Here is a 22,782-nt window from a genome sequence, read left to right on the forward strand (position 1 = left end):
CGAAGGCCCTTCCCTCGTCCGGCCGCTTGCCGCAGGACGCGCGGACGCAGCGCGAGGGGACCATGTTGAAGCTCATCATCGGCAACAAGGCCTATTCCTCCTGGTCGATGCGCGGCTGGCTCGCCGTCCGCCAGTCCGGCCTGCCGTTCGAGGAGATCGTCGTGCCGATGTACGACGAAGAATGGGATCGCCGCCGCCAGGGCGACGAGTTCACGCCGTCTTCCGGCAAGGTGCCGATCCTGTGGGACGGCGACACCGTGGTGTGGGATTCGATCGCGATCGTCGATTTTCTCGCCGACCGGGTGGGCCGTGACCGTTTCTGGCCGGAGGACGAGCCCGCGCGCGCCATGGCGCGATCGATGGCGGCCGAGATGCACTCGGGCTTCGCGGCGCTGCGCCGCGAACATGCCATGAACATCCGCACGCGCTTTCCGCCCCGCCCGCTCTCGGCCGACGCGCAGGCCGACGTCGCGCGCGTGTACGAGCTGTGGGCGCAGGCGCGGGCGCGATTCGGATCGGGCGGCGACTATCTGTTCGGCGGCTTCGGCGCGGCCGACATCATGTTCGCGCCGGTATGCACGCGGCTCGTCACCTATGGCATTCCGATGCCGCGCTTCGCCGCCGCCTACGTCTCCGCCGTCTACGCGCACCCCTTCGTGCAGGACTGGATCGCGGGCGCGCAGGCGGAGGACTGGGTACTGGAACGCTACGAGCCGACGCCGGCGGCATGATCCTCGACCCGGTCGATCTCGCCTGCCGGCTGATCGCCTGCCCCTCGGTGACGCCCGCCGACGCGGGCGCGCAGGACGTGCTCGCCGAGGCGCTGGCGGGCCAAGGCTTCGCGGTCGATCGCTTCACGGCGGGCGCGGCGCCGCACGGCCCCGTCCGCAATCTGATCGCCACGCGCGGCTCGGGCGGCCCGCACTTCGCCTTCGCCGGCCACACCGACGTTGTGCCGCCGGGCGAGGGCTGGACGTCGGGCGCGTTCGAGCCGGCGGTACGCGGCGGGCTGCTGTACGGGCGCGGCGCGGCGGACATGAAAGGCGCGATCGCCGCCTTCGTCGCGGCGGCGGCGGAGACGCGAGATCATGCCGGCACCGTCAGCCTGCTCGTCACCGGCGACGAGGAGGGCCCCGCGCTCCACGGCACCCGCGCCATCATCGACCGCATGGTGGAGCGCGGGCTGCGTCCCGACATGATTCTCGTCGGCGAGCCGACCAGCGACGCGGCACTCGGCGACACGATCAAGATCGGCCGGCGCGGATCGCTCAACGCCTGGATCGAGGTGCCCGGCGTACAGGGCCACGTCGCCTACCCGCATCTCGCCGATAATCCGGTCCCGGCGCTGGTGCGCATCCTGTCCGCGCTCGACGCCTGGCGGCTGGACGAGGGCGGCGCTTGGTTCCAGCCCTCCAACTTGGAAATGACCGACATCGAGGTCGGCAATCCCGCCACCAACGTGATTCCCGCGCGGGCGCGGGCGCGGCTCAACATCCGCTTCAACGATCTCCATCGCGGCGCCGATCTGGAGGCGGCGATCCGCCGCGTCGCCACCGCCCACGCGCCCGCCGCGCACGTCGAGGTGGCGATCTCGGGCGAGGCCTTCCTCACCGAGCCGGGGCCGCTCTCGCGTCTCGTCGCCGAGGCGATCGGCGAGGTGACGGGGCTCGCCCCCGCGCTCTCCACCAGCGGCGGAACGTCGGACGCGCGGTTCCTCTCGCGGATCGCGCCTACCGTCGAGTTCGGCCTGCCCAACGCGACGATGCACAAGCTGGACGAGGCGGCGGCGGTGGACGACATCTGCGCGCTCGCCCGCATCTACGCGGGCGTGCTGCGCCGCGCGCTCAGCGTCGCCGCCTGAGAATCAGGTAGAGCGCGCCCGCCCCGCCGTGGCGCGGGTGCGAGGGGCGGACGGCGGCGATCTGGGCGGCGTGGCGCGAATGGGCGAGCCAATCGTCGAGCGAGGCCCGGATGATGCCGCGCAGCGGGCTGTCGAGCCGGTTGCCCTCCCTCGGCATCCGCCCGGCGACGATCAGCACCAGCCGCGCGTCGCACGCGATCGCGCGCGAGAGGCCGGTGTCGAGCGCGGCGTGCGCGGCGGCGAGCGTGTGGCCGTGGAGGTCGATCGTAAGATCGGGCGCCACCGTGCCGCGCTTCAGCCGCCGATCCCACCCGCCGTCGAGCGTGTCTCGGATGCGCGCCGGTCGCGGGGCGGCGGGCGGCCGCGCGGACGGCGATAGGCGCGGGCCCGGGGGTGCGGGAGGTTGAACGGCGCGGGCGGGCACGGCGGGCCGCTTCCTGCCCGCCATCGGCCGCACCGTCGCCGTCACCGCCGCCCAGAGAAGATCGGCTTCGTCGTCGCCGTCAGGGTCGGGCGGCATCCCCGCCCGTCCCACCGCCGTTCAGCCGCGCAACCGTGCCCTGCGGCAGCAGCAGGTAGGCGAGGCCGCGCGCGGACATGCCGCCGGCGATCCGCTCCGCCTCCGCGCCCGCGCCCCAGAAGGTGTCGACGCGGTTCGGGCCCTTGATGGCGCCGCCGGTATCCTGCGCGATCCACAGCCCCGCCGCCTCGGTGCGATCGGCCGACAGCCAGATCGGCGCGCCCAGCGGCACGAACTTCGGGTCCGCCGCCACGGAGACATGGCCGATCACCGGCACGCCCAGCGCGCCCGGCGGACCTCCCGCGTCGGAGATCGGCTTCAGGAAGACGTAGGCGCGGTTCTGCCGCATCACGCCGTCCGCCTGGTCGGGATGCGCGCGCAGCCAGCCGACGATGCCCTGCATCGACGCCTGACCGGGCGCGAGCATCCCGTGCGCCAGCATCCACCTGCCGATGCCCGTATAAGGCTGCCCGTTCTGCCCGGCATAGCCCACCCGCATGATCCCGCCGGCGGGCAGCCGCAGCCGGCCCGAGCCCTGGATCTGGAGGAAGAACAGCGCGATCGGATCGGCCGCCCAGGCGATCGGCCGCGCGCGCGGCGCGATCGCACCGTCCTCGATCTGGCCGCGATCATAATAGGGTACGAAGCGGTTGCCCTGCACGCGCCCCCTGATCTTGCGCCCCTGGAGATCGGGCGCGAACTGGCCGAGATCGGCCTCGACGAGATCGTCGGGCACGCCGTAGACGGGCACGTCGTAGCCGAGCGTCGGTTGTTGCGCGCCCGCGATCTCGGGCTCGTAATAGCCGGTGGCGAGCAGCTTGCCCTCGCCGACCCGCCCGGTCTCGAACCAGCGGCGGAAGAAGCCGACCGCGTCGTCGCCCGGCCAGCTCGCCGCCGCCGCGCAGGCCGGGCGCCAATCCGCGCCGCGTGTGAGGCCGCTCGCGTCCTGCCGCCTGACGAGCACCGCGCAGGACGAACGAAAGCCGGCGAGCGCGCCCAGCGCGCGCTGCGGATCGATCGGCAGCTCGGCGACCGACGGCCCCGCCGCGATGCCGGCCGAGCGCGCGTCGGCGCCGAACAACGGCGCGGCACTCGGCGGCGCGGGATGGACGGGCGCCTGCGCCACCGCTGGGAGCGGCGCCGTCGCGCGCGGGCCAACGCAGGCCGAGGCGACGAGCGCAAGCACCGCCGCGCCGGCAGCCGACCGGCGGATCATGCCGCCTCGTCGGTCTCGATCAGCAGCCAGTTGGGATCGGGCGAGCGCAAGACGCGGCGAAAGGTCCACAGATCGTGCGCCTGCGTGGCGTCGCTGAGCGAACCGGCGACGAGCGTGCCGTCCGCGTCGCGCGTCGCCGCCGCGATGTCGGCGTCGAAACGCACGGTGACGATCGCCGCCTTGTCGGCGACGCCCGCGCTTTCCACCGCCGCGCGCTCGATCGCGATCAGACGGTTCTCCACCTTCTCGCCGGCCTCCGTGCGCGCTGCGATCGCCTCGCGAAAAGCGGCGAGCACGTCGGGCGCGCACAGCCGCTGGAGCACCGCCTCGTCACCCTTCCAGAAGGCGTCGAGCACCTGCGCGTAAGCGCCGCGCGCGCCTTCCAGGAAATCCGCCACGTCGAACTGCGGATCGGCGGAGACGATCGAGCGCACGCCGTCCACCGCGCCCGCGTCGATCGCGGCGGCGTTCGCATCGGCCGGCGTGCGGCCGGAGGCGGGCTCCGCCGCGGCGGGCACCAGCGCGGTGCGCGGCGCATCGGCGGGATTGGCAATCGGCTGCTGCTCATGCCCGGTGCGCCGGCCGAGCACGGAATAGAGGCGCAAGCCGACGAACAGCGCCACGCAGGCCGTGATGATGATTACGGACACCGATCCTCCGTCCCGGCGAAGAGCCGGCGCTCGACTGTCGTCGCGTGATCGCGATACATAGGCGCTGGGCCTCGCCAACACAAATCCATCGCGCGCCCGCGCGTTCCGTCGGCATTGCCCAGCCCGGACGCGGCTGATAATCGCGATACCGATCTCGCGGCTACCGCCGCGCCACCCCGAGACGAGGACGACATGGCCGACGACAGCGCAGGCGCCGACTTCCTGACCATGCCCGCCGCCAACGGCGCCGACGACCAGCCGCAGATCGGCATGGTCGCGCAATATGTGAAGGACTTCTCGTTCGAGAACCCGAATGCGCCTGCCGTCTACCAGTGGCCGGGCCAACCGCGCATCGACGTGCAGTTCAACATCGGCACCCAGCAGGTGGCCGACGACGTCCACGAATCCGCGCTCAAGATCGACGTCACCGCCGAAGGCGACGAGGGCGTCGCGTTCAAGCTGGAGCTGCTCTACGGTGGCCTCTTCGCGCTGCGCAACGTCCCGGCGGACGCGCTGCCCCCCTTCCTGCTCGGCGAGGCGCCGCGCCTGCTCTTCCCCTTCGCGCGACGGATCGTGGCGGACGCGGTGCGCGACGGCGGCTTCCCGCCGCTGATGCTCGATCCGATCGACTTCAACGGCCTCTACTTCCAGCAGCTCGAGCAGCAGCAGGCCGCGCTGGGCGAGCCGGCGGGGCAGGCCTGACCGTTACGCGGGCGGGGCTCGACCGGCGTTGAGCCTCGTCCGCAACACCGCGACGATCGGCGGGCTGACGCTCGTCAGCCGCGTGCTCGGCTTCGCGCGCGACGCGCTCGCCGCGCAATATCTCGGCGCCGGCTTCGCCAACGACGCCTTCCTGATCGCGTGGCGGCTGCCCAACCTGTTCCGCGCGCTCTTCGCGGAGGGCGCCTTCTCCTCCGCCTTCGTGCCGATGTTCAACCGCACCGCCGGCAAGGACGGCGTGCCCGCAGCACTCGACTTCGCGGAAGACGTGCTGTCGGTGCTTTTCCCGGTGCTGGTGCTGTTCACCGCCGCTATGATGCTGGCGGCCGGGCCGATCGTGTGGGCGATGACGGGCGGCTTCCCCGACGATCCGGACGGCGCCAAATACGCGCTGGCCGTCACGCTGACGCGGATCACCTTCCCCTACCTGCCGCTCATCAGCCTCGTCAGCCTGGCGGGCGGCATCCTCAACTCGCTCGATCGCTTCTGGGTGAACGCGGCGGCGCCGGTGCTGCTCAACGTCTGCCTGATCGGCGGGCTGCTGTTCCTGCGCGGCCACGAGTCGGTGGCGACGGCGCGGACGCAGGCGATCATGGTGACGATCTCGGGCGCGGTGCAGCTCGCCTGGATGGTGCAGGCGTGCTGGGCCGCCGGCGTGAAGCTGAAGCTCGCCTGGCCCCGTCTCACCCCGCAGGTGCGCGCGCTGCTCAAGATCATCTGGCCCGCCGCGCTCGGCGCGGGCGCGGTGCAGTTCAACCTGCTGATCTCCACCTCGCTGGCCGCCACCTTCCTGCCGCAGGGGGCGGTGTCGTACCTCTACTACGCCGATCGGCTGAACCAGCTCCCGCTCGGCCTGATCGGCATCGGCGTCGGCACCGCGATGCTGCCCGGCCTGTCGCGCCAGATCGGATCGGGCGACGAGGCGGGCGCCAAGCACATGCAGAACCGCGCGATCGAGCTGGTGCTGCTGCTGACGCTACCCGCCACCGCCGCGCTGATGGTGTCGGCGACGCCGATCCTGCGCGCGCTGCTGCAGCATGGCGCCTTCACCCCGGCCGACACGGCGAAGAGCGCCGCCGCGCTCGCCGCCTTCTCGCTGGGGCTGCCCGCCTACATCCTCATCAAGGTGCTGGTGCCCGGCTTCTACGCGCGCGCCGACACGCGTACGCCGGTGCGGATCGCGCTCGTCTCAATGCTGGTGAACCTCGTCGGCAACCTCACGCTGGTCTGGCCGCTCGCGCATGTCGGGCTCGCCATCTCGACGGCGATCTCGGCGTGGGTGAATGCGGGCCTGCTCTACTGGACGCTCAGGCGGCGCGGGCTGTTCGCGGCGGACGCACGCCTCATTCGTTCCACCCTGCGCCTCGCCGCTGCCACCGGCGTGATGACGCTGTTCCTGCTCGTCGCCAACGGCACCGTCGACGCGCATGTCGGCGGTCGCATCCTGCCTCGCATCCTCTGGCTTGGCTGCTATATGGGGCTGGCGGCGACGCTGTTCTTCGCCTGCGCCTTCCTGTTCGGCGCGCTGCGTCCCGCCGAGCTCAAGGCGCAGCTCCGCCGCGCTTGACCTGACTGGCCGGCCACGCGACAGCCGCGCCCCATGAAGCGCGTCGTCTCGGGCATCCAGCCCACCGGAAACCTGCACCTCGGCAACTATCTCGGCGCGATCCGCAATTGGGTGCGGATGCAGGACGAGGTGGCGGGAGAAGGCGGCGACTGCTTCTTCTTCCTGGCCGATCTCCACGCGATCACCGTTCACAATGATCCCGCAGCGCTCCGCGCCAACGTGCGCGCGATGGCCGCCGCGCTGATCGCCGCCGGCGTCGATCCGGACAAGGCGACGCTGTTCAATCAGGCCGCCGTTCCCGCCCACCCGGAGCTCGCCTGGCTGCTTAACGGCACGGCGCGCATCGGCTGGCTGAACCGCATGACGCAGTTCAAGGAGAAGTCCGGCAAGAACCGCGAGGGCGCCTCGGTAGGCCTATTCGCCTACCCCGTGCTCCAGGCCGCCGACGTGCTGCTCTACGGCGCCACCCACGTTCCGGTGGGCGAGGACCAGAAGCAGCATCTGGAGCTGGCGCGCGACATCGCCACCAAGTTCAACACCGACTTCGCGGTCGATCTCTTCCGCCTGCCCGAGCCGATCATCCCGCCCGCCGCCGCGCGGATCATGAGCCTTCGCGACGGCACCGCCAAGATGTCCAAGTCCGATCCGTCGGACATGAGCCGCATCAACCTCACCGACGATCCCGACGCCATCGCCGCCAAGATCCGCAAGGCCAAGACCGATCCCAAGCCGCTGCCCGACGATCCCGCGCTGCTCGATGCGCGGCCGGAGGCGCGGAACCTGGTGGGCATCCACGCCGCGCTCGGCGACGAGCCGGTCGCGGACGTGCTCGCGCGATATGCGGGCCAGGGCTTCGGCACGTTCAAGCCCGTCCTCGCCGAGCGACTGGTGGAAACGCTGCGCCCGATTTCGACGCGGCTGGCGGAGCTGACGCGCGACGCGGGCGAAGTCGACCGGCTGCTGGCGCGCGGGGCGGCGGCGGCGCGCACCGCGGCGAAACCAGTTCTGGCGGCCGCCTACGCGGCGCTCGGGCTGACCCGCGGGTGACGCAACCCCTTGTGGGATAAACCGTTCATCCTACGTTCGGTGCAGGTCGCCGAATATATCGCGGTCTTCCCGCCGGCGGGATCGTCCCGCCCCCAAGAGGTTGTCTGGACATGACGATTTCCCGCAAGCTCCTTGCCTTCGCCGCCCCGATCGCGCTTCTCGCCGCAAGCGGCTGCGCGCGAGACTTCAATGCCAATGTCGCGCGCTTCCAGCGTCTGCCCGTGCCGCAGGGGCAGACCTTCCGGATCGAGCCGCTCAATCCCGCCAACCACGGCGGGCTGGAGTTCGGTCAATACGCCTCGCAGGTGACGCAACGCCTGGCGCAGCAGGGCTACCGCCCCGCGCAGGGCGGGCCGACGAACATGATCGTCCAGCTCGATTACGGCGTCGGGCCGGGCCAGCAGAAAGTCACCACCACGCCCGGCTTCGGCTATGGCGGCTACGGGCCGGGCTTCGGCTATGGCGGGTTCGGGCCCTACGGATATGGCGGTTTCGGCGGCGGCTTCGGCTATCACGGCTTTGGCTATGGCGGCTTCGGCTGGGATTATGGTTGGGGCGGGTTCGGCGGACCGGACGTCGAGAGCTACACCGTCTTCCCCGCCTATCTCACCATGACGATCACGCGATCGGACGGCGAGAAGCTGTTCGAGGGCCGCGCGCGCGCGCAGTCGACCACCGACAATCTCACCTACCTGGTGCCCAACCTGATCGACGCGATGTTCACGGGCTTCCCCGGCAATAACGGGCAGGACATCCGCATCACGGTGACGCAGCAGCAGCAGAAGGCGCGCAATGCGCCGCCGCAGGGTTACGCGCCGCAGGGGCCGCGCAGCTAGGCCCCACGGCATCGGGCGATCCAAGGGGCGTCGGGCTTGTCCCGGCGCCCTTTTTCGTGGACGGCGCGCGGGTGACGATCCGCCACGCGCTCCTGCTGACGATCGCGTGCGCCTGGGTGCTGACGCTGCACATGCTGCTGCTCGCGGGCAGCGCGCCCGTCGTTCGCCGGCTGACGGCGCACGTCGCGGGCTGGCCGGCGGGCGACGCACCGCTCCGCCTCGCGCTCCTCTCCGACACCCACCCTTCCGCGCCCGGCGACACGCTCGATCGCCTGAGGCGGAGCGTCGCGGAGGTGAATGCGCTCCGACCCGACGCGGTGCTGCTCGCCGGCGACTATCGCTTCGACGGCCTCGCCTGGAAGAAGCCGGAAGCCGCCGCCGCCGTGGCCCCGCTGGGCGGACTGCGCGCGCCGCTCGGCGTCTACGCGGTGCTCGGCAACCACGATCTCCACGATGCCAAGGCGGTCGCCGACGGGCTGGCGGCGGCCGGGATCCGGCTGATGTGGAACGAGGCGCTGCGGCTCGGCCCACTCGCGATCCTTGGCGTCGCCGACGCGACCGGCGGCAACGCGGACGTCGCGCGCACCATGGCGAGCTGGCGCGCGACCGGCGGCATTCCCGTCGCGCTCACCCACTCGCCCGACATCGTGCCCGAGCTGCCGCCGCAGGTCGGTCTCGTGCTCGCGGGTCACACGCATTGCGGGCAAGTGCGCTTCCCGCTGATCGGCGCGCCCGTTACCCAGTCGAGGTTCGGCGGCCGCTACGCGTGCGGCGTGGTCCGGGAGGGCGCGCGCACGATCATAGTCGGCGCGGGGCTCGGCACCAGCGACCTGCCGATCCGGCTCGGCGCGGCGCCCGATCTCTGGCTCGTCACGATCGGACGGTGAGCCGCCGCGTCTCGTGGAACAGGTGCGTCGCCGTCGCGGCGGCAAGCACGGGCACGATCAGGTTGACCACCGGCACCAGGAACAGCGCGGTCACGATCATGCCCAGCACCGCCCGCGCGCCGCGGCTCTCGCGCAGCCACAGCCGCACGCCCGCGCGATCGAGATGTCGCGCCGCCACCAATTCGCCGAGGTCGCGCCCGAAGGCGATGCCGTTGACGACGACGATGGCGATCAGCGTACCCACGCCCGTCACCAGCAGCACGAGGTAGAGCGGCAGCGCGATCAGGTTGTAGAGGAAGACGCGCAGCGAGGAGCGCAGCCCGATCCACGCCAGCCGGCCCCAGCCGAGCGACCGCGCGGTCGCCGCCGCACGGGGATAGTGGCACCGCTCCACCGCGCCGACCACCTCATCCATATAGGCCGATACGACGCCGATCGCGACCGCCGGGAAGAGCAGCCAGAGCAGCAGCGCGGTGGCGAGCAGCGCACCGAGCCCCGAGGCGGAGACGCCCAGCGCGCAGCTCTCCTCGCCCCACCAGCCGCACGGATCGACGCCCGCCAGCGCCCAGGCGGCGAGCGCCCCCAGCGCGGCGAAGATCAGCAGCGTGACGAGCAGCGAGCGGACGAGGATGCGGACGATCGCGGGATCGCCGAGCTGGCCCGCGGCACGGGTGAAGGCGGAGAGCATGCCATCTTTAACGCCACGCCCCGCCTCCGTGTCCGAACCGTCACGGAACCGGCGTACGCGCGGAGGCTTCACGTCGCATCGCGCAGCAGAGGTGACGATCCGCATGGCCGAGCCGACCCAGACCCAAGCCAAGGTGCCCCCCGCCCCGCCCGCCACGCTGGTGATCTTCGGCGCCACCGGCGATCTCACCCGCCGCCTGCTGATGCCCTCGCTCATCAATCTCACCCGCGAGGGCTTGCTGACCGACGACTTCCACGTGCTCGGCATCGGCATCGAGGAGGGCGACGACGAGATGCTGCGCAAGCGCATCGCCGACTTCCATCCCGAGAAGGGCGGCGAGGGCGACACCGGCCATGGCGCGGCGTGGGACGCGCTCAGCCAGCGCATCCACTATATGAAGGGCGATTTCACCGACGACGCGACCTTCGAGGCGGTCAAGGCGAAGCTCGACGAGGCCGGCACCAAGAACGCCGCCTTCTACCTCGCCACCGCGTCGCAGTTCTTCGGGCCGATCGTCGAGAAGCTCGCCGACCATGGGCTGATGGCGGAGGCGGAGGACGGCTTCCGCCGTGTGGCGATCGAGAAGCCGTTCGGCCACGATCTCGTCAGCGCGAAGGCGCTCAACGCCCAGATTCTCGCCAAGGTCGCCGAGACGCAGGTCTACCGCATCGACCATTTCCTCGGCAAGGAGACGGTGCAGAACATCATGACCGCGCGCTTCGGCAACATGATGATCGAGGGGCTGTGGAACGCCAACTTCATCGACAGCGTGCAGATCACCGCCGCCGAGACGGTGGGAATCGGCACGCGCGGCAAATTCTACGACGCCACCGGCGCGTTGCGCGACATGGTGCCCAACCATCTCTTCCAGCTCCTCGCCATGGTGGCGATGGAGGCGCCCAACAGCTTCGACGCCGAGGCCATCCGCGACGAGAAGGGCAAGGTGCTCAAGGCGGTGCGCCACTGGACGGCCGAGCAGGCCGCCGAGGACGGCGTGCGCGGCCAGTTCACCGCCGGCACGCTGAACGACGCGGACGTGCCCGCCTACACCGACACGCCCGACGTCGCGAGGGACAGCGTCACCGAGACGTTCGTCGCGCTCAAGCTGATGGTCGACACCTGGCGCTGGGCGGGCGTGCCCTTCTACCTGCGCACCGGCAAGGTGATGGCGGCGCGCGATACCGAGATCGTCGTCACCTTCCGGCGCGTGCCCTTCGCGCAGTTCGCCTCCACCGCGCAGGAGCGGCGCCCCCCCGCCAACCGCCTCGTCGTCCAGGTCCAGCCCGACGAGGGGCTGCGCATGGAGATCTCGATCAAGCAGCCGGGGCTGGAGGTGGCGACGGTGCCCGTCGGCCTCGATTTCCGCTACGCCGACCGCTTCGACATCTCGAAGCTCACCGGCTACGAGACCCTGCTCTACGACCTGCTGATCGGCGACCAGACGCTGTTCCAGCGCGCCGACGGGATCGAGGCCGGCTGGGCCGCGGTGCAGCCCTTCCTCGACGTCTGGGCGGAGGGCGGCAGGCCCGAGCCTTACGCGCCGGGTAGCATGGGGCCGGACGCCGCCGACGCGCTGCTCGATCGCGACGGCCGGGCGTGGCATGTCGGCGTCGGCGAGGCCAAGGCACGGTGAGCGCCGCCCCCGTCCGCCCGATCGAGGACTATGCGCTGATCGGCTCGACGCAGAGCGCCGCGCTCGTCCACCGCGACGGCACGATCGAGTGGCTGTGCCTGCCGCGCTTCGATTCCGAGGCGATCTTCGCCAGCCTGCTCGGCACGCCCGAGCATGGCGGCTGGGCGCTCTCCGCGCCGGACGCGACGGGCGGCTCGCGGCGCTACCTGCCCGGCACGATGGTGCTGGAGACGGTGATCGAGACGGCGAGCGGGCGCGCCGCCGTGCTCGACTTCATGCCGCCGCCCGCCACCGATCGCCACCACGAGCTCGTCCGCATCGTACGCGGGCTCGAGGGCCGCGTCGCGATGCGCACCGAGCTGCGTCTGCGCTTCGGCTACGGGCAGCGCATCCCCTGGCTTCAGCGCAAGCGCGGCGTCATCACCGCCGTTGCCGGGCCGGACGCCGTGCGCGTCTCCTCCAGCATCGACTTCGAGAATGCCGATTTCGCCACGGTGGCCGACTTCTGCGTGGAGGCGGGCCAGTCGATCGCCTTCATGCTCGAATGGTATCCCTCGCACGTGGCGCCGCCGATCCCGCGCGACCCCTTCGCGCTGCTTCGCCACAGCGAGGAATATTGGGAGTGCTGGATCGCCGGCTACGCCGCCGACGGGCCCTATGCCGATATCGTCAAGCGATCGCTGCTGACGCTGAAGGCGATGACCTACGCGCCCACCGGCGGGATCGTCGCCGCGCCGACCACCTCGCTGCCCGAGAGCCCGGGCGGCGTCAGGAACTGGGACTATCGCTACTGCTGGCTGCGCGACGCGGTGCTGACGATCTACGCGCTCACCGCATCGGGCTTCCATGAGGAGGCGGGCGCGTGGCGCTGGTGGCTGATGCGCGCGGTGGCGGGCGCGCCCGACGAGCTGCAGATCATGTACGGTCTCGCCGGCGAGCGGCGGCTGACCGAGGTGGAGTTGGACCACCTGCCCGGCTTCGAGGCGAGCAGGCCCGTCCGCGTGGGCAACGCCGCGTCCGAGCAGCTCCAGCTCGACGTCTACGGCTCGGTGCTCGCCGCGTTCGACGGCGCGCGGCGCGCGGGGCTGCCCGACATGGACGAGGTGTGGCCGCTGCAATGCGCGATCGCCCGGCGGCTGCTCGACCTGTGGCGGCAGCCCGATTCGGGGCTATGGGAGGTTCGCGGCCCGCCTCAGCACTTCGTCCACTCCAAGGTGATGTGCTGGCTGGCATTCGACCGGATGATCGCGAGCGCGGAGGATTTCGGCCTCTCGGGAGACGTGAGCTCCTGGAAGACGGCGCGCGACGAGATCCACGCGCAGGTTTGCGAGAGGGGCTACGATCCGGAGATCGGCAGCTTCGTGCAATATTACGGATCGAAGCGCGTCGACGCGGCACTGCTCCAGATGGCGATGCTGGGCTTCCTGCCGCCCGACGATCCGCGCATCCGCGGCACGATCGCGCGGATCGAGCGCGACCTGAAGCGCGACGGCGTCGTCTACCGCTACAATGTCGAGGACGGCACCGACGGCCTGCCCGGCGACGAAGGCGCGTTCCTGGCGTGCAGCTTCTGGCTGGTCGACGCGCTGGCGCTCACCGGCCGGATCGACGACGCGCGCGCGCTGTTCGATCATGTCGCGGGGCTCGCCAACGATGTCGGCCTGCTCGCCGAGGAATATGATCCCAAGGCGCAGCGCCAGCTCGGCAACTTCCCGCAGGCGTTCAGCCATTTCGCGCTGGTGACGGCGGCGCACACGCTGGCCGGGCACGCTCGCGGCACGACCGGTCAGCTCGCGACGGGCTAGGCGCGCGCGCCGACCAGCCGCGCGTCCGCCTCGCGCTCGATCTGATGGAGTTCGCGGACGGTCTCGTCGATCGCGGCGCGTTGCGCCTCCAGTTCCGCCAACCGCGAGCGGACGCGGTCGATCAGACGGCGCATCTGCTCGGCATGTTGTGGATCGGCGTCGTAGAGGTTCAGGAACTCCTGAATGTCGCGCAAAGAGAAGCCGAGCCGCTTGCCGCGCAGAATAAGGCGGAGCCGCGCCACCTCGCGACGATCGTAGACGCGCATCGCGCCCACGCGCTGCGGCTCGATCAGCCCCTTGCTCTCGTAGAAGCGCAGCGTGCGCGTGCTGACGCCGAGCTCGTCGGCGACGTCCTGGATCGCGCGCAGCCGCTCGCGCGCGGACGGCGCTGTCGTCGGATCAATCACCGCCGCCCGTCGCCTTCGCCCGCTCCTCCTCCACTAGCTCCTTCTTCGACAACTTGCCAATCAACGTCTTGGGGAGTTCGGCGCGCACCTCGACCTCGCGCGGCATCTCCAGCTTGTTGAGATGATCCTTTAGGAAGGCGCGTAGCGCGTCGCCGGTGACTGCGTGGCCCTCGCGCAGCGTCACGAACGCCTTGGGCGCCTGGCCGCGATACGGATCGTCGACGCCGATCACCACCGCTTCCGCCACCGCCGGATGTTCGTACAGCGCCTCCTCGATGGTGCGGGGATAGATGTTGTAGCCGCCCGCCAGGATCACGTCCTTGATGCGATCGACCAGGAACAGGTAACCGTCCTCGTCGAGATAGCCGACGTCGCCGGTGCGCAGCGCGCCGTCGACGAACACCGCCGCGGTTTCCTCGGGCCGGTTCCAATAGCCCTTCATCACCTGCGGCCCGCGCGCGCAGACCTCGCCGCGCTCGCCCTGCGGCATCAGCCTGTGCGGATCGTCGAGGTCGCGGATCTCGATCGTCGTGCCCGGAAAGGCAGGTCCGCAGCTATTGTCCTTGATGACGCCGTTCAGCGGGTTGCAGGTGATGACCGGCGAGGATTCCGAGAGGCCGTAGCCCTCCACCACCCTGCACCCGACGCGCTTCTCGAAAGCGGTGCGCACGTCGAACGGCAGCGGCGCGCCGCCCGAGATCGAGAACTTCAACGACTTCAGCGGCGCGATCTCGGCCTCCGGCAGCTTGTTCAGCGCCACGTACATCGTCGGCACGCCGAACAGCTGCGTACAGCGCATGCGCTTCATCGTGGCGAGAAACTGCTTCACCTCGAAGCGCGGCAGCAGCACGATCGTCCCACCGGCATCCACCGTATAATCGAGCACGGAGGTAAGCGCGAAGACGTGGAACATGGGCAGCACGCCCATGATCCGCTCCTCCTTCAGCGGCACGCGCGAGATGTGGATCGCGATCTGCGCGCAGTTGGCCGTCAGGTTGGCATGCGTCAGCATCGCCGCCTTGGGCACGCCGGTGGTGCCGCCGGTATATTGCAGCACCGCCACGTCGTGCGGATCGCGCGCGACCGGATCGGGCTTGCCCTTCGCGCGCAGCAACTCGGTAAAGCCGATCTGGCGACCGTCATTGGCGAGGCGCGCGATGTCTCGGCGCTTGAACAGCCGGTAGAGCGCCTGCTTGACCGGCGGCAGCGCCTCCGTCATGCGGCAGACGATCACCTTGGCAAGGCCGAGTTCGGCGGCCACTTCCGACACCTTGGCGTGATACTCGGCGACATCGCAGGTCGCGACCATCGTCGCGCCCGAATCCGCCAGCAGGTGCCGGATTTCCTTGGCGGTATAGAGCGGATTGATGTTGACGACGATCGCGCCGATCCGATGCAGCGCGAAGTAGAGGATGACATAGTGCGGCATGTTGGGCAGGCACAGCCCCACCCCCGTGCCCTTCGTCACGCCGAGATCCTGCAATCCCCGCGCAGCACGCTCCGCGAGGCCGGCGATCCGCCGGTACGTCCACCGCCGGCCCATGAAGTCGATGGCGTCGACGTCGCCATGATTGCGCGCCGCCTTGTCGATCAGGTCGGTAAGCAGGCGCGGCTTGATGGCGCACGCGCCGCCGGCTCCGGCGACCGAGGCGGACGCGGAGCCGGCGGTGGCCATCACATCGCCACGTGCGCGCCGAGGCTGAGCAGCACGGCGTGGCCGTTGTGCGTCCGCCCGCTGGTGGTGCTCGTCGTCTGGAGGATGGTGCCGCCGTAGATCACGGCGGTGTTGTCGACGCGCTCGCTCTTGATCTTGTCGTAGGCCGCGCCGAAGTCGACGCCGACAAAGTCGTTGAGCTCATGGGTGCCGCCCACCGCGAAGAACCAGCGATTGCCGTCGGGCACGCGCGGATCGCGGTAATTGTCACGGATCGGCGTCAGGTCGCGCGCCACGCCGGCGCGCAGCGTCGTCTTCTCGGACAGCTTGTAGTCCGCGCCGAGCGCGTAGGTGTAGCTGTTCTTGTAGCTCTGGACGATCGACTGGTCGGGGGTCACGGCGCCGAGGTTGGAGAGGTCGATCGTGTCGAACTTCTCCCAGCCGAATCGGGTCACCTGCGCGTTCAGCGTGAACGCCGGCGTGAAGTGATAACGCAGTCCCACGCTCACCTGCCACGGCGTGGTGAAGTCGGCATTCGCGCCGTCGACGCGTTGGTTGATCGCGCCGGCCAGCGGATCGGTGAGCCCGTCGATGATGAGCTTGCCCTTCAGCTTGTGCCGGATCGACGACTTGTACGAGGCCCCGAGATCGACCTGATCGTTGTGATACTGGAAGCCGAAGCTGTAGCCGACGTCCCAACCATCGCCCTTCAGATACTGGTGGCCGTCGGGGAACGGCGTGGCGGGCGTGCCGAGGTTGGTGGAGAAGGGATCGGGCAGATAGTTGGAGAGCGTCGCGCGCAGATACTCGACGTTCACCGCGCCGCCGACGCTCAGATGCTCGTTGGGCGCGAACGCGATCGAGGGCTGGATGTCGAAGGTCCGCAGGCGGGACTTGTCGGCCGAGTAGCGGCCGAAGAAATCGCTGTCGTAGTTCGTCGTGAAGCTGAACGGCGAGGTGACGGTCAGCCCCAACGCCACCTTGCCGAGCCCGATCGCGACGCCGCCATTGGGCAGGTAGCCGTTGTTGACGGGATCCTTGCCGGCGGCGCCGCCGACGACGCGCCTGCCGACCGTCGTCGGGCTGGTGGCATCCGGCCGCACGCTGCCGCCGGGCAGGATCGCGGTCACGCCGACATAGTTCTGGACGCCGGTGATCCCGCCGATTGCGGCCGGGTTGTACCATTGCTGCTGGGCGCCGCGCTCCGCCGTCTCGCCGGAGAAGGCGCGGCCGAGGCCCTTGGTCGATTGATCGGCGAGGTAGAAGGCGGCGGCGTGGGCCGGTGCGGTCCAGCCGCCGGCGGCGGCCGCGAGGGCCGCCACGGAGACGCCGCGACGGACGCCCGCAGACAGATGCTTCACTCTTGTTCTCCCTGAACGCTGACTAGTGAGCGGGATCGTGCGTCAGTTCACGCGCGTCCACGTCTGTGTCTTGCATAGCGGCACGAACACGCAACCGCGCAGTTTGATGTGATTGGCGTCGATCGGCGTGATGCGGCCGGTGTAGGTCTTGCCCTCGTCGGCCTTGTAGACCTTTCCATTGTCCCAGGTGTCGCCGCTGCGGCTGAAGCCGGAGAGCATGGTCGAGCCCTTCAGCGGCTTCGACTTCAGCGCCGCATTGGGATTCTTGCTGTCCGTCATCCCCGGGTTCCTGGCGATGTCGTCGGACGTCAGCAGCGTGCCGCAGATCGAACCGCCGCACTTGCTGATCTGCACGACCGCGTTCTTGGTCTCGGTCTTCCACTTGCCGACGACGCTGTCGGCGGAGGGGGTGGCGGCGAATAGCGCGCCAAGCAGCAGAAGCATGGAACCTCCTCGAAGCGCATCCCGGACCACACGCTCTTCACGGCGCCGACGGCCGTCAACGCTCACGATGCGCCGACTCGGTTAACATACCGCGAATTGGGTTGACGTATAGGGAAAAGTTCGCACCTTACAGGCAGCAGGCGCCGCCCCGATTCCGCGCGGCCCACGGAGAGCATCTCGATGAGCAACGCCGTCATCGCGGGCTATGCCCGTTCGCCCTTCCACCTTGCCACCAAGGGCGCGCTCGCCCGCGTCCGCCCCGACGAGCTCGCCGCCACCGTGATCCGCGGCCTCATCGAGCGCACCGGCATCGACGCCGCCGAGATCGAGGACGTGATCGTCGGCTGCGCGTTTCCCGAAGGTGAGCAGGGCCTGAACGTCGGACGCCTGATTGGATTGCTCTCCGATCTGCCGCTCAAGGTCGGCGGCATGACGGTGAACCGCTTCTGCGGATCGTCGATGAGCTCGATCCACATCGCGGTCGGCCAGATCGCGATCGGAGCGGGCGACGCCTTCATCTGCGCGGGCGTCGAGTCGATGAGCCGGGTGCCGATGAGCGGCTACAATCCCCTTCCCAACCCCGCGCTCGCCGCCAAGAGCCGGGGCGCGTACATGGGCATGGGCGAGACCGCCGAGAACGTCGCGGACCAAGTGGCAGATCACCCGCGAGGCGCAGGAGACGGTTCGCGGTCGACAGCCAGAAGAAGGCCGCCGCCGCGCAGGCCGCCGGCAAGCTCGACGCCGAGATCGTGCCGATCCCCACCAAGGCGGGCACCATCGACAAGGACGGCATCCTGCGCCCCGACACCAGCGTCGAGGGCCTCGCCGCGCTGAAGCCCGCCTTCGACAAGGACGGCACGGTGACGGCGGGCACCGCCTCCCCGCTGACCGACGGCGCGTCGGCGGTGCTCGTGACGTCCGAGGCGTTCGCGCAGAAGCACGGGCTCAAGATCCTCGCGCGCATCAAGTCGGTGGCCGTGCAGGGCTGCGAGCCCGAGATCATGGGCATCGGCCCCGTCGGCGCCACCAAGAAGGCGCTGGAGCGCGCCGGCATCACCGTCGACCAGCTCGACGTGGTGGAGCTCAACGAGGCGTTCGCCTCGCAGTCGCTCGCCTGCATCTCCGATCTCGGCCTCAGACCCGAGACGGTGAACATCGACGGCGGCGCGATCGCCATCGGCCATCCGCTCGGCGCCACCGGCGCGCGCATCGTCGGCAAGGCGGCCGCGCTGCTGGAGCGCGAGGGCGGCCGCTACGCGCTCGCCACCCAGTGCATCGGCGGCGGCCAGGGCATCGCCACCGTGCTGGAGAAGGCATGATGGCGGGCGATCCGATCCGGAAGGTCTGCGTCATCGGCGCGGGCACGATGGGCGCGGGCATCGCCGCGCAGGTGGCGAACGCGGGCGTGCCCGTGCTGCTGCTCGATATCGTGCCGCGCGAGGGCGACGATCGCGACGCCGTCGCCAAGGGCGCGGTGGCCAAGATGCTCAAGACCGATCCCGCGCCCTTCATGTCGAAGCGCGCGGCGAAGCTGGTCGAGACGGGCAATATCGACGATCATCTCGGCCGCATCGCCGAGTGCGACTGGGTGGTGGAAGCCATCGTCGAGCGGCTCGACATCAAGCAGTCGCTCTACGCGAAAATCGAGGCGGTGAAGCGGTCGGGCACGGCGGTGTCGTCCAATACCTCTACCATCCCGCTGGCCAAGCTGGTCGAGGGCCGCTCCGACGCGTTCCGGCGCGACTTCCTCATCACCCACTTCTTCAACCCGCCGCGCTACATGCGGCTGCTGGAGATCGTTAGCGGGCCGGAGAGCGACCCCGCGCTCGTCGACAAGGTGGTGGATTTCACCGATCGCGCGATGGGCAAGTCGATCGTGCGCGCGCACGACACGCCGGGCTTCATCGCCAACCGCGTCGGCACCTATTGGCTGGCCGTCGCGATCAACGCCGCGATGGATCAGGGGCTGACCGTCGAGGAGGCCGACCAGATCGGCGGATCGCCGATGGGCGTGCCCAAGACGGGCATCTTCGGCCTGGTCGATCTCGTCGGCATCGATCTCATGCCGCTGCTCAGCAACAGCCTGACGTCCACGTTGGCGGAAGGCGATCCCTATTTCGACACGGTGCGCGAAATGCCGCTGATCGATCGGATGATCGCGGAAGGCTATACCGGCCGCAAGGGCAAGGGCGGCTTCTATCGGCTCGACAGATCGGGCGGCAAGAAGACCAAGCAAGCCATTGATCTCACGACGGGCGAGTATCGCGCCGAAGCCAAGCCCGCGCCGCTCCCCGGCAAATCAGCCAAGGATCTCGCCACTCTGGTGGCGACGCCCGGCAAGGTCGGCGACTATGCTTGGGCGGTGCTCGGCCCCCTGCTCTCCTACGCCGCCATGCTGGTCGGCGAGGCAGCGGACGAGATCGTCGGCATCGATGACGCCATGCGGCTCGGCTACAACTGGAAGTACGGGCCGTTCGAGCTGATCGACCAGCTCGGGCCGGGCAAGCTCGCCGAGCGGCTGGCCGCCGAGGGGCGTTCGGTGCCCGCCATCCTGAAGGCGGCGGGGTCGAAGCCCTTCTACCGCGTCGAGGATGGCCAGAAGCAATATCTGAGCGCCGACGGCGCCAGTTACCACGACGTGCCGCGCGCGCCCGGCGTGTTGCTGCTGGAGGATGTAAAGCGCCGCTCGCAGCCACTGGCGAAGACCGCCTCAGCCGCGCTGTGGGACGTCGGCGACGGCGTGGCCTGTATCGAGTTCACGGGCAAGATGAATGCGCTCGACGGCGACGTGATGAAGCTGATCGAGCAGGCGATCGCCATCGTGCGCGAGCGTTTCAAGGCGCTGGTGATCTACAACGAGGCGACCAACTTCTCCGCCGGCGCCAATCTCGGCTTGGCCCTCTTCGCGCTTAACATCGCGGCCTGGGGCGAGGTGGAGAAGTCGATCGCCGAGGGGCAGAAGGCGTACAAGGCGCTAAAATACGCGCCCTTCCCCGTCGTCGCGGCTCCCGCCGGGCTGACGCTCGGCGGCGGTTGCGAGATCTGCCTGAACTCGGATGCCATCCAGGCGCATGCCGAATCTTATATCGGCCTCGTCGAGACGGGCGTCGGCGTCGTTCCCGGCTGGGGCGGCTGCGGCGAGATGATCGATCGCTGGAAGAAGTCCGGCACGCTCCCCAACGGCCCGATGCCGGCCGTCATCAAGGCGTTCGAGACGATCTCCACCGCGACTGTCGCCAAGTCCGCGCAGGACGCGCAGGATCTCATGTTCCTCCGCAAGGGCGACGGCATTAGCATGAACCGCGACCGGCTGCTCGAGCGACGCCAAGGCCAAGGCGCTGGCGCTGGCCGAGGGCTATGTCGCGCCCGAGCCGCCGACCTTCCGCCTCCCCGGCGAGAGCGGCCGCTTCGGCATGAATCAGGCGGTGGACGGCTTCCGCAAGAAGGGCCTCGCCACGCCCTACGACGCGGTGGTGGCGGACAAGCTGGCGATGGTGCTGTCGGGCGGCGAGGCCGATCTCGTCGACACCGTCACCGAAGAGGACATGCTCGCGCTGGAGCGCAAGGCGTTCACGCAGCTCGTCCGGGACGATCGCACCATTGCTCGCATCGAGTCGATGATGACGACCGGCAAGCCGCTGCGGAACTGAGAGGACACGCGATCATGCAGACCTACGTTGCCCCGCTGCGCGACATGCGCTTCGTGCTCCACGAGCAGTTCGCCGACGACGGCTTCGGCGGCATCGCCCGTCACGCCGAGTTCACGCCCGACCTCATCGACGCCGTCCTGGAGGAGGCCGCCCGCTTCGCGCAGGAGGTGCTGCTGCCGATCAACGCGAGCGGCGATCTCGAAGGCTGCCACTACGAGAACGGCGTCGTGCGCACGCCCAAGGGCTTCAAGGAGGCCTACGACCAATTCAAGGAGTCGGGCTGGGCGGCGCTTGCCTCCGATCCCGAATATGGCGGCCAGGGCCTGCCCGAGGCGGTGAACAAGCTGGTCGAGGAGATGACCTGCGCGGCCAACGTCTCCTTCAGCCTCTATCCCGGCCTCACCCACGGTGCGACCACCTCGCTCCAGGATCATGGCTCGGAAGAGCTCAAGCAGACCTATCTGCCCAAGATGATCTCGGGCCAGTGGTCGGGCACGATGTGCCTGACGGAGAGCCATTGCGGCACCGATCTCGGCCTGCTCCGCACCAAGGCGGAGCCGCTAGACGACGGCAGCTACCGCATCACCGGCTCCAAGATCTTCATCTCGGCCGGCGACCATGATCATGACCGAGAACGTGATCCACCTCGTCCTCGCGCGCATCGCCGGCGCGCCGGCGGGCGTGAAGGGGATCAGCCTGTTCGTGGTGCCCAAGTTCCTGCCCAGGGACGACGGCACGCCCGGCCAGAGGAACGGCGTGCAGGCCACTGGCATCGAACACAAGATGGGCTTGAAGGCGTCCGCCACCTGCCAGATGAGCTTCGACGACGCGACCGGCTGGATCGTGGGCGAGCCCAACAAGGGCTTGGCCGCCATGTTCACCATGATGAACACCGAGCGCGTGTCGGTGGGCGTGCAGGGCCTCGGGCTGGCGGAGCTCGCCTATCAGTCTGCCGTGTCCTACGCCAAGGAGCGGTTGCAGGGCCGCTCGCTCTCCGGCGTCAAGAACCCGGATGGCCCGGCCGATCCGATCATCGTCCACCCCGACGTGCGCCGGATGCTGATGACGCAGCGCGTCTACGCCGAGGGCTGCCGCGCGCTTGGGCAATGGTGCGCCCGCGCGCTGGATGCCGAGAAGTGCCACGAGAATTCCGAGGTGCGCGCGCGGGCCGGCGATTTCGTCGCGCTGATGACGCCGGTGGTGAAGGCGCTGTTCACCGATTTTGGGTGGGAGGCGGCGAGCCTCGGCATCCAGGTCTATGGCGGCCACGGCTATATCCGCGAGCATGGCGTCGAGCAGATCGCGCGCGATGCCCGCATCGCGATGATCTACGAGGGCACCAACGGCGTGCAGGCGCTGGATCTCGTCGGCCGCAAGCTGCCCGCCAACATGGGCCGCTATCTCCGCGCCTTCTTCCACCCGGTGTCCAACTTCATCGAGGACATGGGAACGCCGGACGACAAGGCGTTGAAGGCGTGGACGAACGGGCTTTCGACGGCGTTTGGCGCGCTCCAGCTCTCCACCGGCACGATCGCGCAGAAGGGCATGGCCGATCCGGAGGAGGCGGGCGCCGCCTCGTCCGATTACCTCCGCCTCATGGGGTTGGTGGCGATGGGCTACTGCTTCCTGCGCGCGGCGAAGATCGCGCACGAGACGCTGGCGCAGGGCACCGGGGAGGAGGGCTTCTATAAGGCCAAGCTCGCCACCTGCTCCTTCTTCTTCGATCGCGTGCTGCCGCAGGCCACCGCCTGCTTCCTGGCGATCAAGTCCGGCAAGCGCTCGCTGATGGCGCTGGAGGCGGAAGCCTTCTGATGCGCGCGGGGGCAGGCTTCACCG

At 69.7% G+C, this 22,782-nt stretch carries 17 protein-coding genes and 3 pseudogenes; 12 read left to right on the top strand and 8 right to left on the bottom strand.

Annotation, left to right across the window (positions count from 1 at the left end):
• Nucleotides 1-65 precede the first annotated feature (65 nt).
• Together ACOFKX_RS04930 and dapE are read left to right on the top strand one after the other, a co-directional pair.
• The gene (locus ACOFKX_RS04930) at nucleotides 66-731 is read left to right on the top strand and encodes a glutathione S-transferase family protein (RefSeq protein ID WP_419827348.1); all 666 of its coding nucleotides are present in this window, start codon (nucleotides 66-68) and stop codon (nucleotides 729-731) included.
• Nucleotides 728-1,861: a succinyl-diaminopimelate desuccinylase gene (dapE, locus tag ACOFKX_RS04935; protein WP_419825959.1), complete on the top strand. Its 1,134-nt coding sequence runs from the start codon at nucleotides 728-730 to the stop codon at nucleotides 1,859-1,861. The genes ACOFKX_RS04930 and dapE overlap by 4 nt, the downstream gene beginning before the upstream one ends.
• Here dapE and ACOFKX_RS04940 read toward each other — a convergent pair.
• From ACOFKX_RS04940 to ACOFKX_RS04950, 3 genes are read right to left on the bottom strand one after another with little or no spacing between them, the layout of a single operon-like run.
• Nucleotides 1,845-2,381 (bottom strand): Smr/MutS family protein, encoded by a 537-nt coding sequence (locus tag ACOFKX_RS04940; RefSeq protein ID WP_419825960.1) that lies wholly within the window; start codon nucleotides 2,379-2,381, stop codon nucleotides 1,845-1,847. The genes dapE and ACOFKX_RS04940 overlap by 17 nt on opposite strands.
• Nucleotides 2,365-3,597: a murein transglycosylase A gene (locus tag ACOFKX_RS04945; RefSeq protein WP_419825961.1), complete on the bottom strand. Its 1,233-nt coding sequence runs from the start codon at nucleotides 3,595-3,597 to the stop codon at nucleotides 2,365-2,367. Before ACOFKX_RS04945 ends, ACOFKX_RS04940 begins: the two co-directional genes overlap by 17 nt.
• Nucleotides 3,594-4,247, bottom strand: a complete 654-nt coding sequence (locus ACOFKX_RS04950; protein WP_419825962.1) for a Tim44/TimA family putative adaptor protein — start codon at nucleotides 4,245-4,247, stop codon at nucleotides 3,594-3,596. Before ACOFKX_RS04950 ends, ACOFKX_RS04945 begins: the two co-directional genes overlap by 4 nt.
• A 192-nt stretch (nucleotides 4,248-4,439) precedes the next feature.
• Here ACOFKX_RS04950 and secB point away from each other — a divergent pair, with 192 nt between their 5' ends.
• From secB to ACOFKX_RS04975, 5 genes are all read left to right on the top strand, one after another.
• Complete coding sequence (gene secB / locus ACOFKX_RS04955; protein ID WP_419825963.1) at nucleotides 4,440-4,949, top strand: protein-export chaperone SecB; 510 nt, start codon at nucleotides 4,440-4,442, stop codon at nucleotides 4,947-4,949.
• A gap of 28 nt (nucleotides 4,950-4,977) precedes the next feature.
• Nucleotides 4,978-6,534 carry a murein biosynthesis integral membrane protein MurJ gene (gene murJ / locus ACOFKX_RS04960; RefSeq protein ID WP_419825964.1) on the top strand — a complete coding sequence of 519 codons (1,557 nt, stop codon included), beginning with the start codon at nucleotides 4,978-4,980 and terminating at the stop codon, nucleotides 6,532-6,534.
• A gap of 33 nt (nucleotides 6,535-6,567) precedes the next feature.
• Nucleotides 6,568-7,581, top strand: a complete 1,014-nt coding sequence (trpS, locus tag ACOFKX_RS04965) for a tryptophan--tRNA ligase (RefSeq protein WP_419825965.1) — start codon at nucleotides 6,568-6,570, stop codon at nucleotides 7,579-7,581.
• Between the two features lie 110 nt (nucleotides 7,582-7,691).
• Nucleotides 7,692-8,417 (top strand): DUF4136 domain-containing protein, encoded by a 726-nt coding sequence (locus tag ACOFKX_RS04970; RefSeq protein ID WP_419825966.1) that lies wholly within the window; start codon nucleotides 7,692-7,694, stop codon nucleotides 8,415-8,417.
• Nucleotides 8,418-8,488: 71 nt separating this feature from the next.
• On the top strand, nucleotides 8,489-9,304 hold the full coding sequence (locus tag ACOFKX_RS04975) for a metallophosphoesterase (protein ID WP_419825967.1): 816 nt from the start codon (nucleotides 8,489-8,491) through the stop codon (nucleotides 9,302-9,304).
• Here ACOFKX_RS04975 and ACOFKX_RS04980 read toward each other — a convergent pair.
• Nucleotides 9,288-9,992: an EI24 domain-containing protein gene (locus tag ACOFKX_RS04980; protein ID WP_419825968.1), complete on the bottom strand. Its 705-nt coding sequence runs from the start codon at nucleotides 9,990-9,992 to the stop codon at nucleotides 9,288-9,290. The two genes, ACOFKX_RS04975 and ACOFKX_RS04980, sit on opposite strands and share 17 nt — an antisense overlap.
• A gap of 103 nt (nucleotides 9,993-10,095) precedes the next feature.
• Between ACOFKX_RS04980 and zwf the strand changes: the two genes are divergently transcribed.
• Both zwf and ACOFKX_RS04990 read left to right on the top strand, forming a co-directional pair.
• Nucleotides 10,096-11,625: a glucose-6-phosphate dehydrogenase gene (gene zwf / locus ACOFKX_RS04985; RefSeq protein WP_419825969.1), complete on the top strand. Its 1,530-nt coding sequence runs from the start codon at nucleotides 10,096-10,098 to the stop codon at nucleotides 11,623-11,625.
• Nucleotides 11,622-13,430 (top strand): glycoside hydrolase family 15 protein, encoded by a 1,809-nt coding sequence (locus tag ACOFKX_RS04990; RefSeq protein ID WP_419825970.1) that lies wholly within the window; start codon nucleotides 11,622-11,624, stop codon nucleotides 13,428-13,430. Before zwf ends, ACOFKX_RS04990 begins: the two co-directional genes overlap by 4 nt.
• Here the strand turns inward: ACOFKX_RS04990 and ACOFKX_RS04995 are convergent.
• From ACOFKX_RS04995 to ACOFKX_RS05010, 4 genes are read right to left on the bottom strand one after another with little or no spacing between them, the layout of a single operon-like run.
• A complete protein-coding gene (locus ACOFKX_RS04995; RefSeq protein WP_419825971.1) occupies nucleotides 13,427-13,837 on the bottom strand; it encodes a MerR family transcriptional regulator in 411 nt (136 codons plus the stop codon). The genes ACOFKX_RS04990 and ACOFKX_RS04995 overlap by 4 nt on opposite strands.
• The gene (locus tag ACOFKX_RS05000) at nucleotides 13,830-15,512 is read right to left on the bottom strand and encodes a long-chain-fatty-acid--CoA ligase (RefSeq protein ID WP_419825972.1); all 1,683 of its coding nucleotides are present in this window, start codon (nucleotides 15,510-15,512) and stop codon (nucleotides 13,830-13,832) included. Before ACOFKX_RS05000 ends, ACOFKX_RS04995 begins: the two co-directional genes overlap by 8 nt.
• Nucleotides 15,512-16,852, bottom strand: coding sequence for an OmpP1/FadL family transporter (locus ACOFKX_RS05005; protein ID WP_419825973.1), 1,341 nt, complete (start codon nucleotides 16,850-16,852; stop codon nucleotides 15,512-15,514). Before ACOFKX_RS05005 ends, ACOFKX_RS05000 begins: the two co-directional genes overlap by 1 nt.
• Nucleotides 16,853-16,894: 42 nt before the next feature.
• On the bottom strand, nucleotides 16,895-17,296 hold the full coding sequence (locus tag ACOFKX_RS05010) for a DUF2147 domain-containing protein (protein WP_419825974.1): 402 nt from the start codon (nucleotides 17,294-17,296) through the stop codon (nucleotides 16,895-16,897).
• 180 nt (nucleotides 17,297-17,476) lie between these two features.
• Between ACOFKX_RS05010 and ACOFKX_RS05015 the strand changes: the two are divergent.
• The 3 pseudogenes from ACOFKX_RS05015 (at nucleotide 17,477) to ACOFKX_RS05025 (ending at nucleotide 22,758) form a co-directional block, all read left to right on the top strand.
• A pseudogene (locus ACOFKX_RS05015) lies at nucleotides 17,477-18,615 on the top strand (thiolase family protein).
• Nucleotides 18,615-20,946: pseudogene (locus ACOFKX_RS05020) on the top strand (3-hydroxyacyl-CoA dehydrogenase NAD-binding domain-containing protein). The pseudogenes ACOFKX_RS05015 and ACOFKX_RS05020 overlap by 1 nt, the downstream one beginning before the upstream one ends.
• Before the next feature lie 14 nt (nucleotides 20,947-20,960).
• Nucleotides 20,961-22,758, top strand: a pseudogene (locus tag ACOFKX_RS05025) (acyl-CoA dehydrogenase C-terminal domain-containing protein).
• Nucleotides 22,759-22,782 lie beyond the last annotated feature (24 nt).

The sequence above is a fragment of the Sphingomonas sp. genome (genome assembly GCF_965200105.1).
Classification (GTDB): Bacteria; Pseudomonadota; Alphaproteobacteria; order Sphingomonadales; family Sphingomonadaceae; genus Solisphingomonas.

Excerpts from the sequence above, each read along its gene's own strand:
- secB (WP_419825963.1), top strand. The coding sequence starts at position 4,440 with ATGGCCGACGACAGCGCAGGCGCCGACTTCCTGACCATGCCCGCCGCC.
- ACOFKX_RS05010 (WP_419825974.1), bottom strand. The coding sequence starts at position 17,296 with ATGCTTCTGCTGCTTGGCGCGCTATTCGCCGCCACCCCCTCCGCCGAC.
- ACOFKX_RS04980 (WP_419825968.1), bottom strand. The coding sequence starts at position 9,992 with ATGCTCTCCGCCTTCACCCGTGCCGCGGGCCAGCTCGGCGATCCCGCG.
- trpS (WP_419825965.1), top strand. The coding sequence starts at position 6,568 with ATGAAGCGCGTCGTCTCGGGCATCCAGCCCACCGGAAACCTGCACCTC.
- ACOFKX_RS04940 (WP_419825960.1), bottom strand. The coding sequence starts at position 2,381 with ATGCCGCCCGACCCTGACGGCGACGACGAAGCCGATCTTCTCTGGGCG.
- zwf (WP_419825969.1), top strand. The coding sequence starts at position 10,096 with ATGGCCGAGCCGACCCAGACCCAAGCCAAGGTGCCCCCCGCCCCGCCC.
- ACOFKX_RS04945 (WP_419825961.1), bottom strand. The coding sequence starts at position 3,597 with ATGATCCGCCGGTCGGCTGCCGGCGCGGCGGTGCTTGCGCTCGTCGCC.
- ACOFKX_RS05000 (WP_419825972.1), bottom strand. The coding sequence starts at position 15,512 with ATGGCCACCGCCGGCTCCGCGTCCGCCTCGGTCGCCGGAGCCGGCGGC.
- ACOFKX_RS04970 (WP_419825966.1), top strand. The coding sequence starts at position 7,692 with ATGACGATTTCCCGCAAGCTCCTTGCCTTCGCCGCCCCGATCGCGCTT.
- dapE (WP_419825959.1), top strand. The coding sequence starts at position 728 with ATGATCCTCGACCCGGTCGATCTCGCCTGCCGGCTGATCGCCTGCCCC.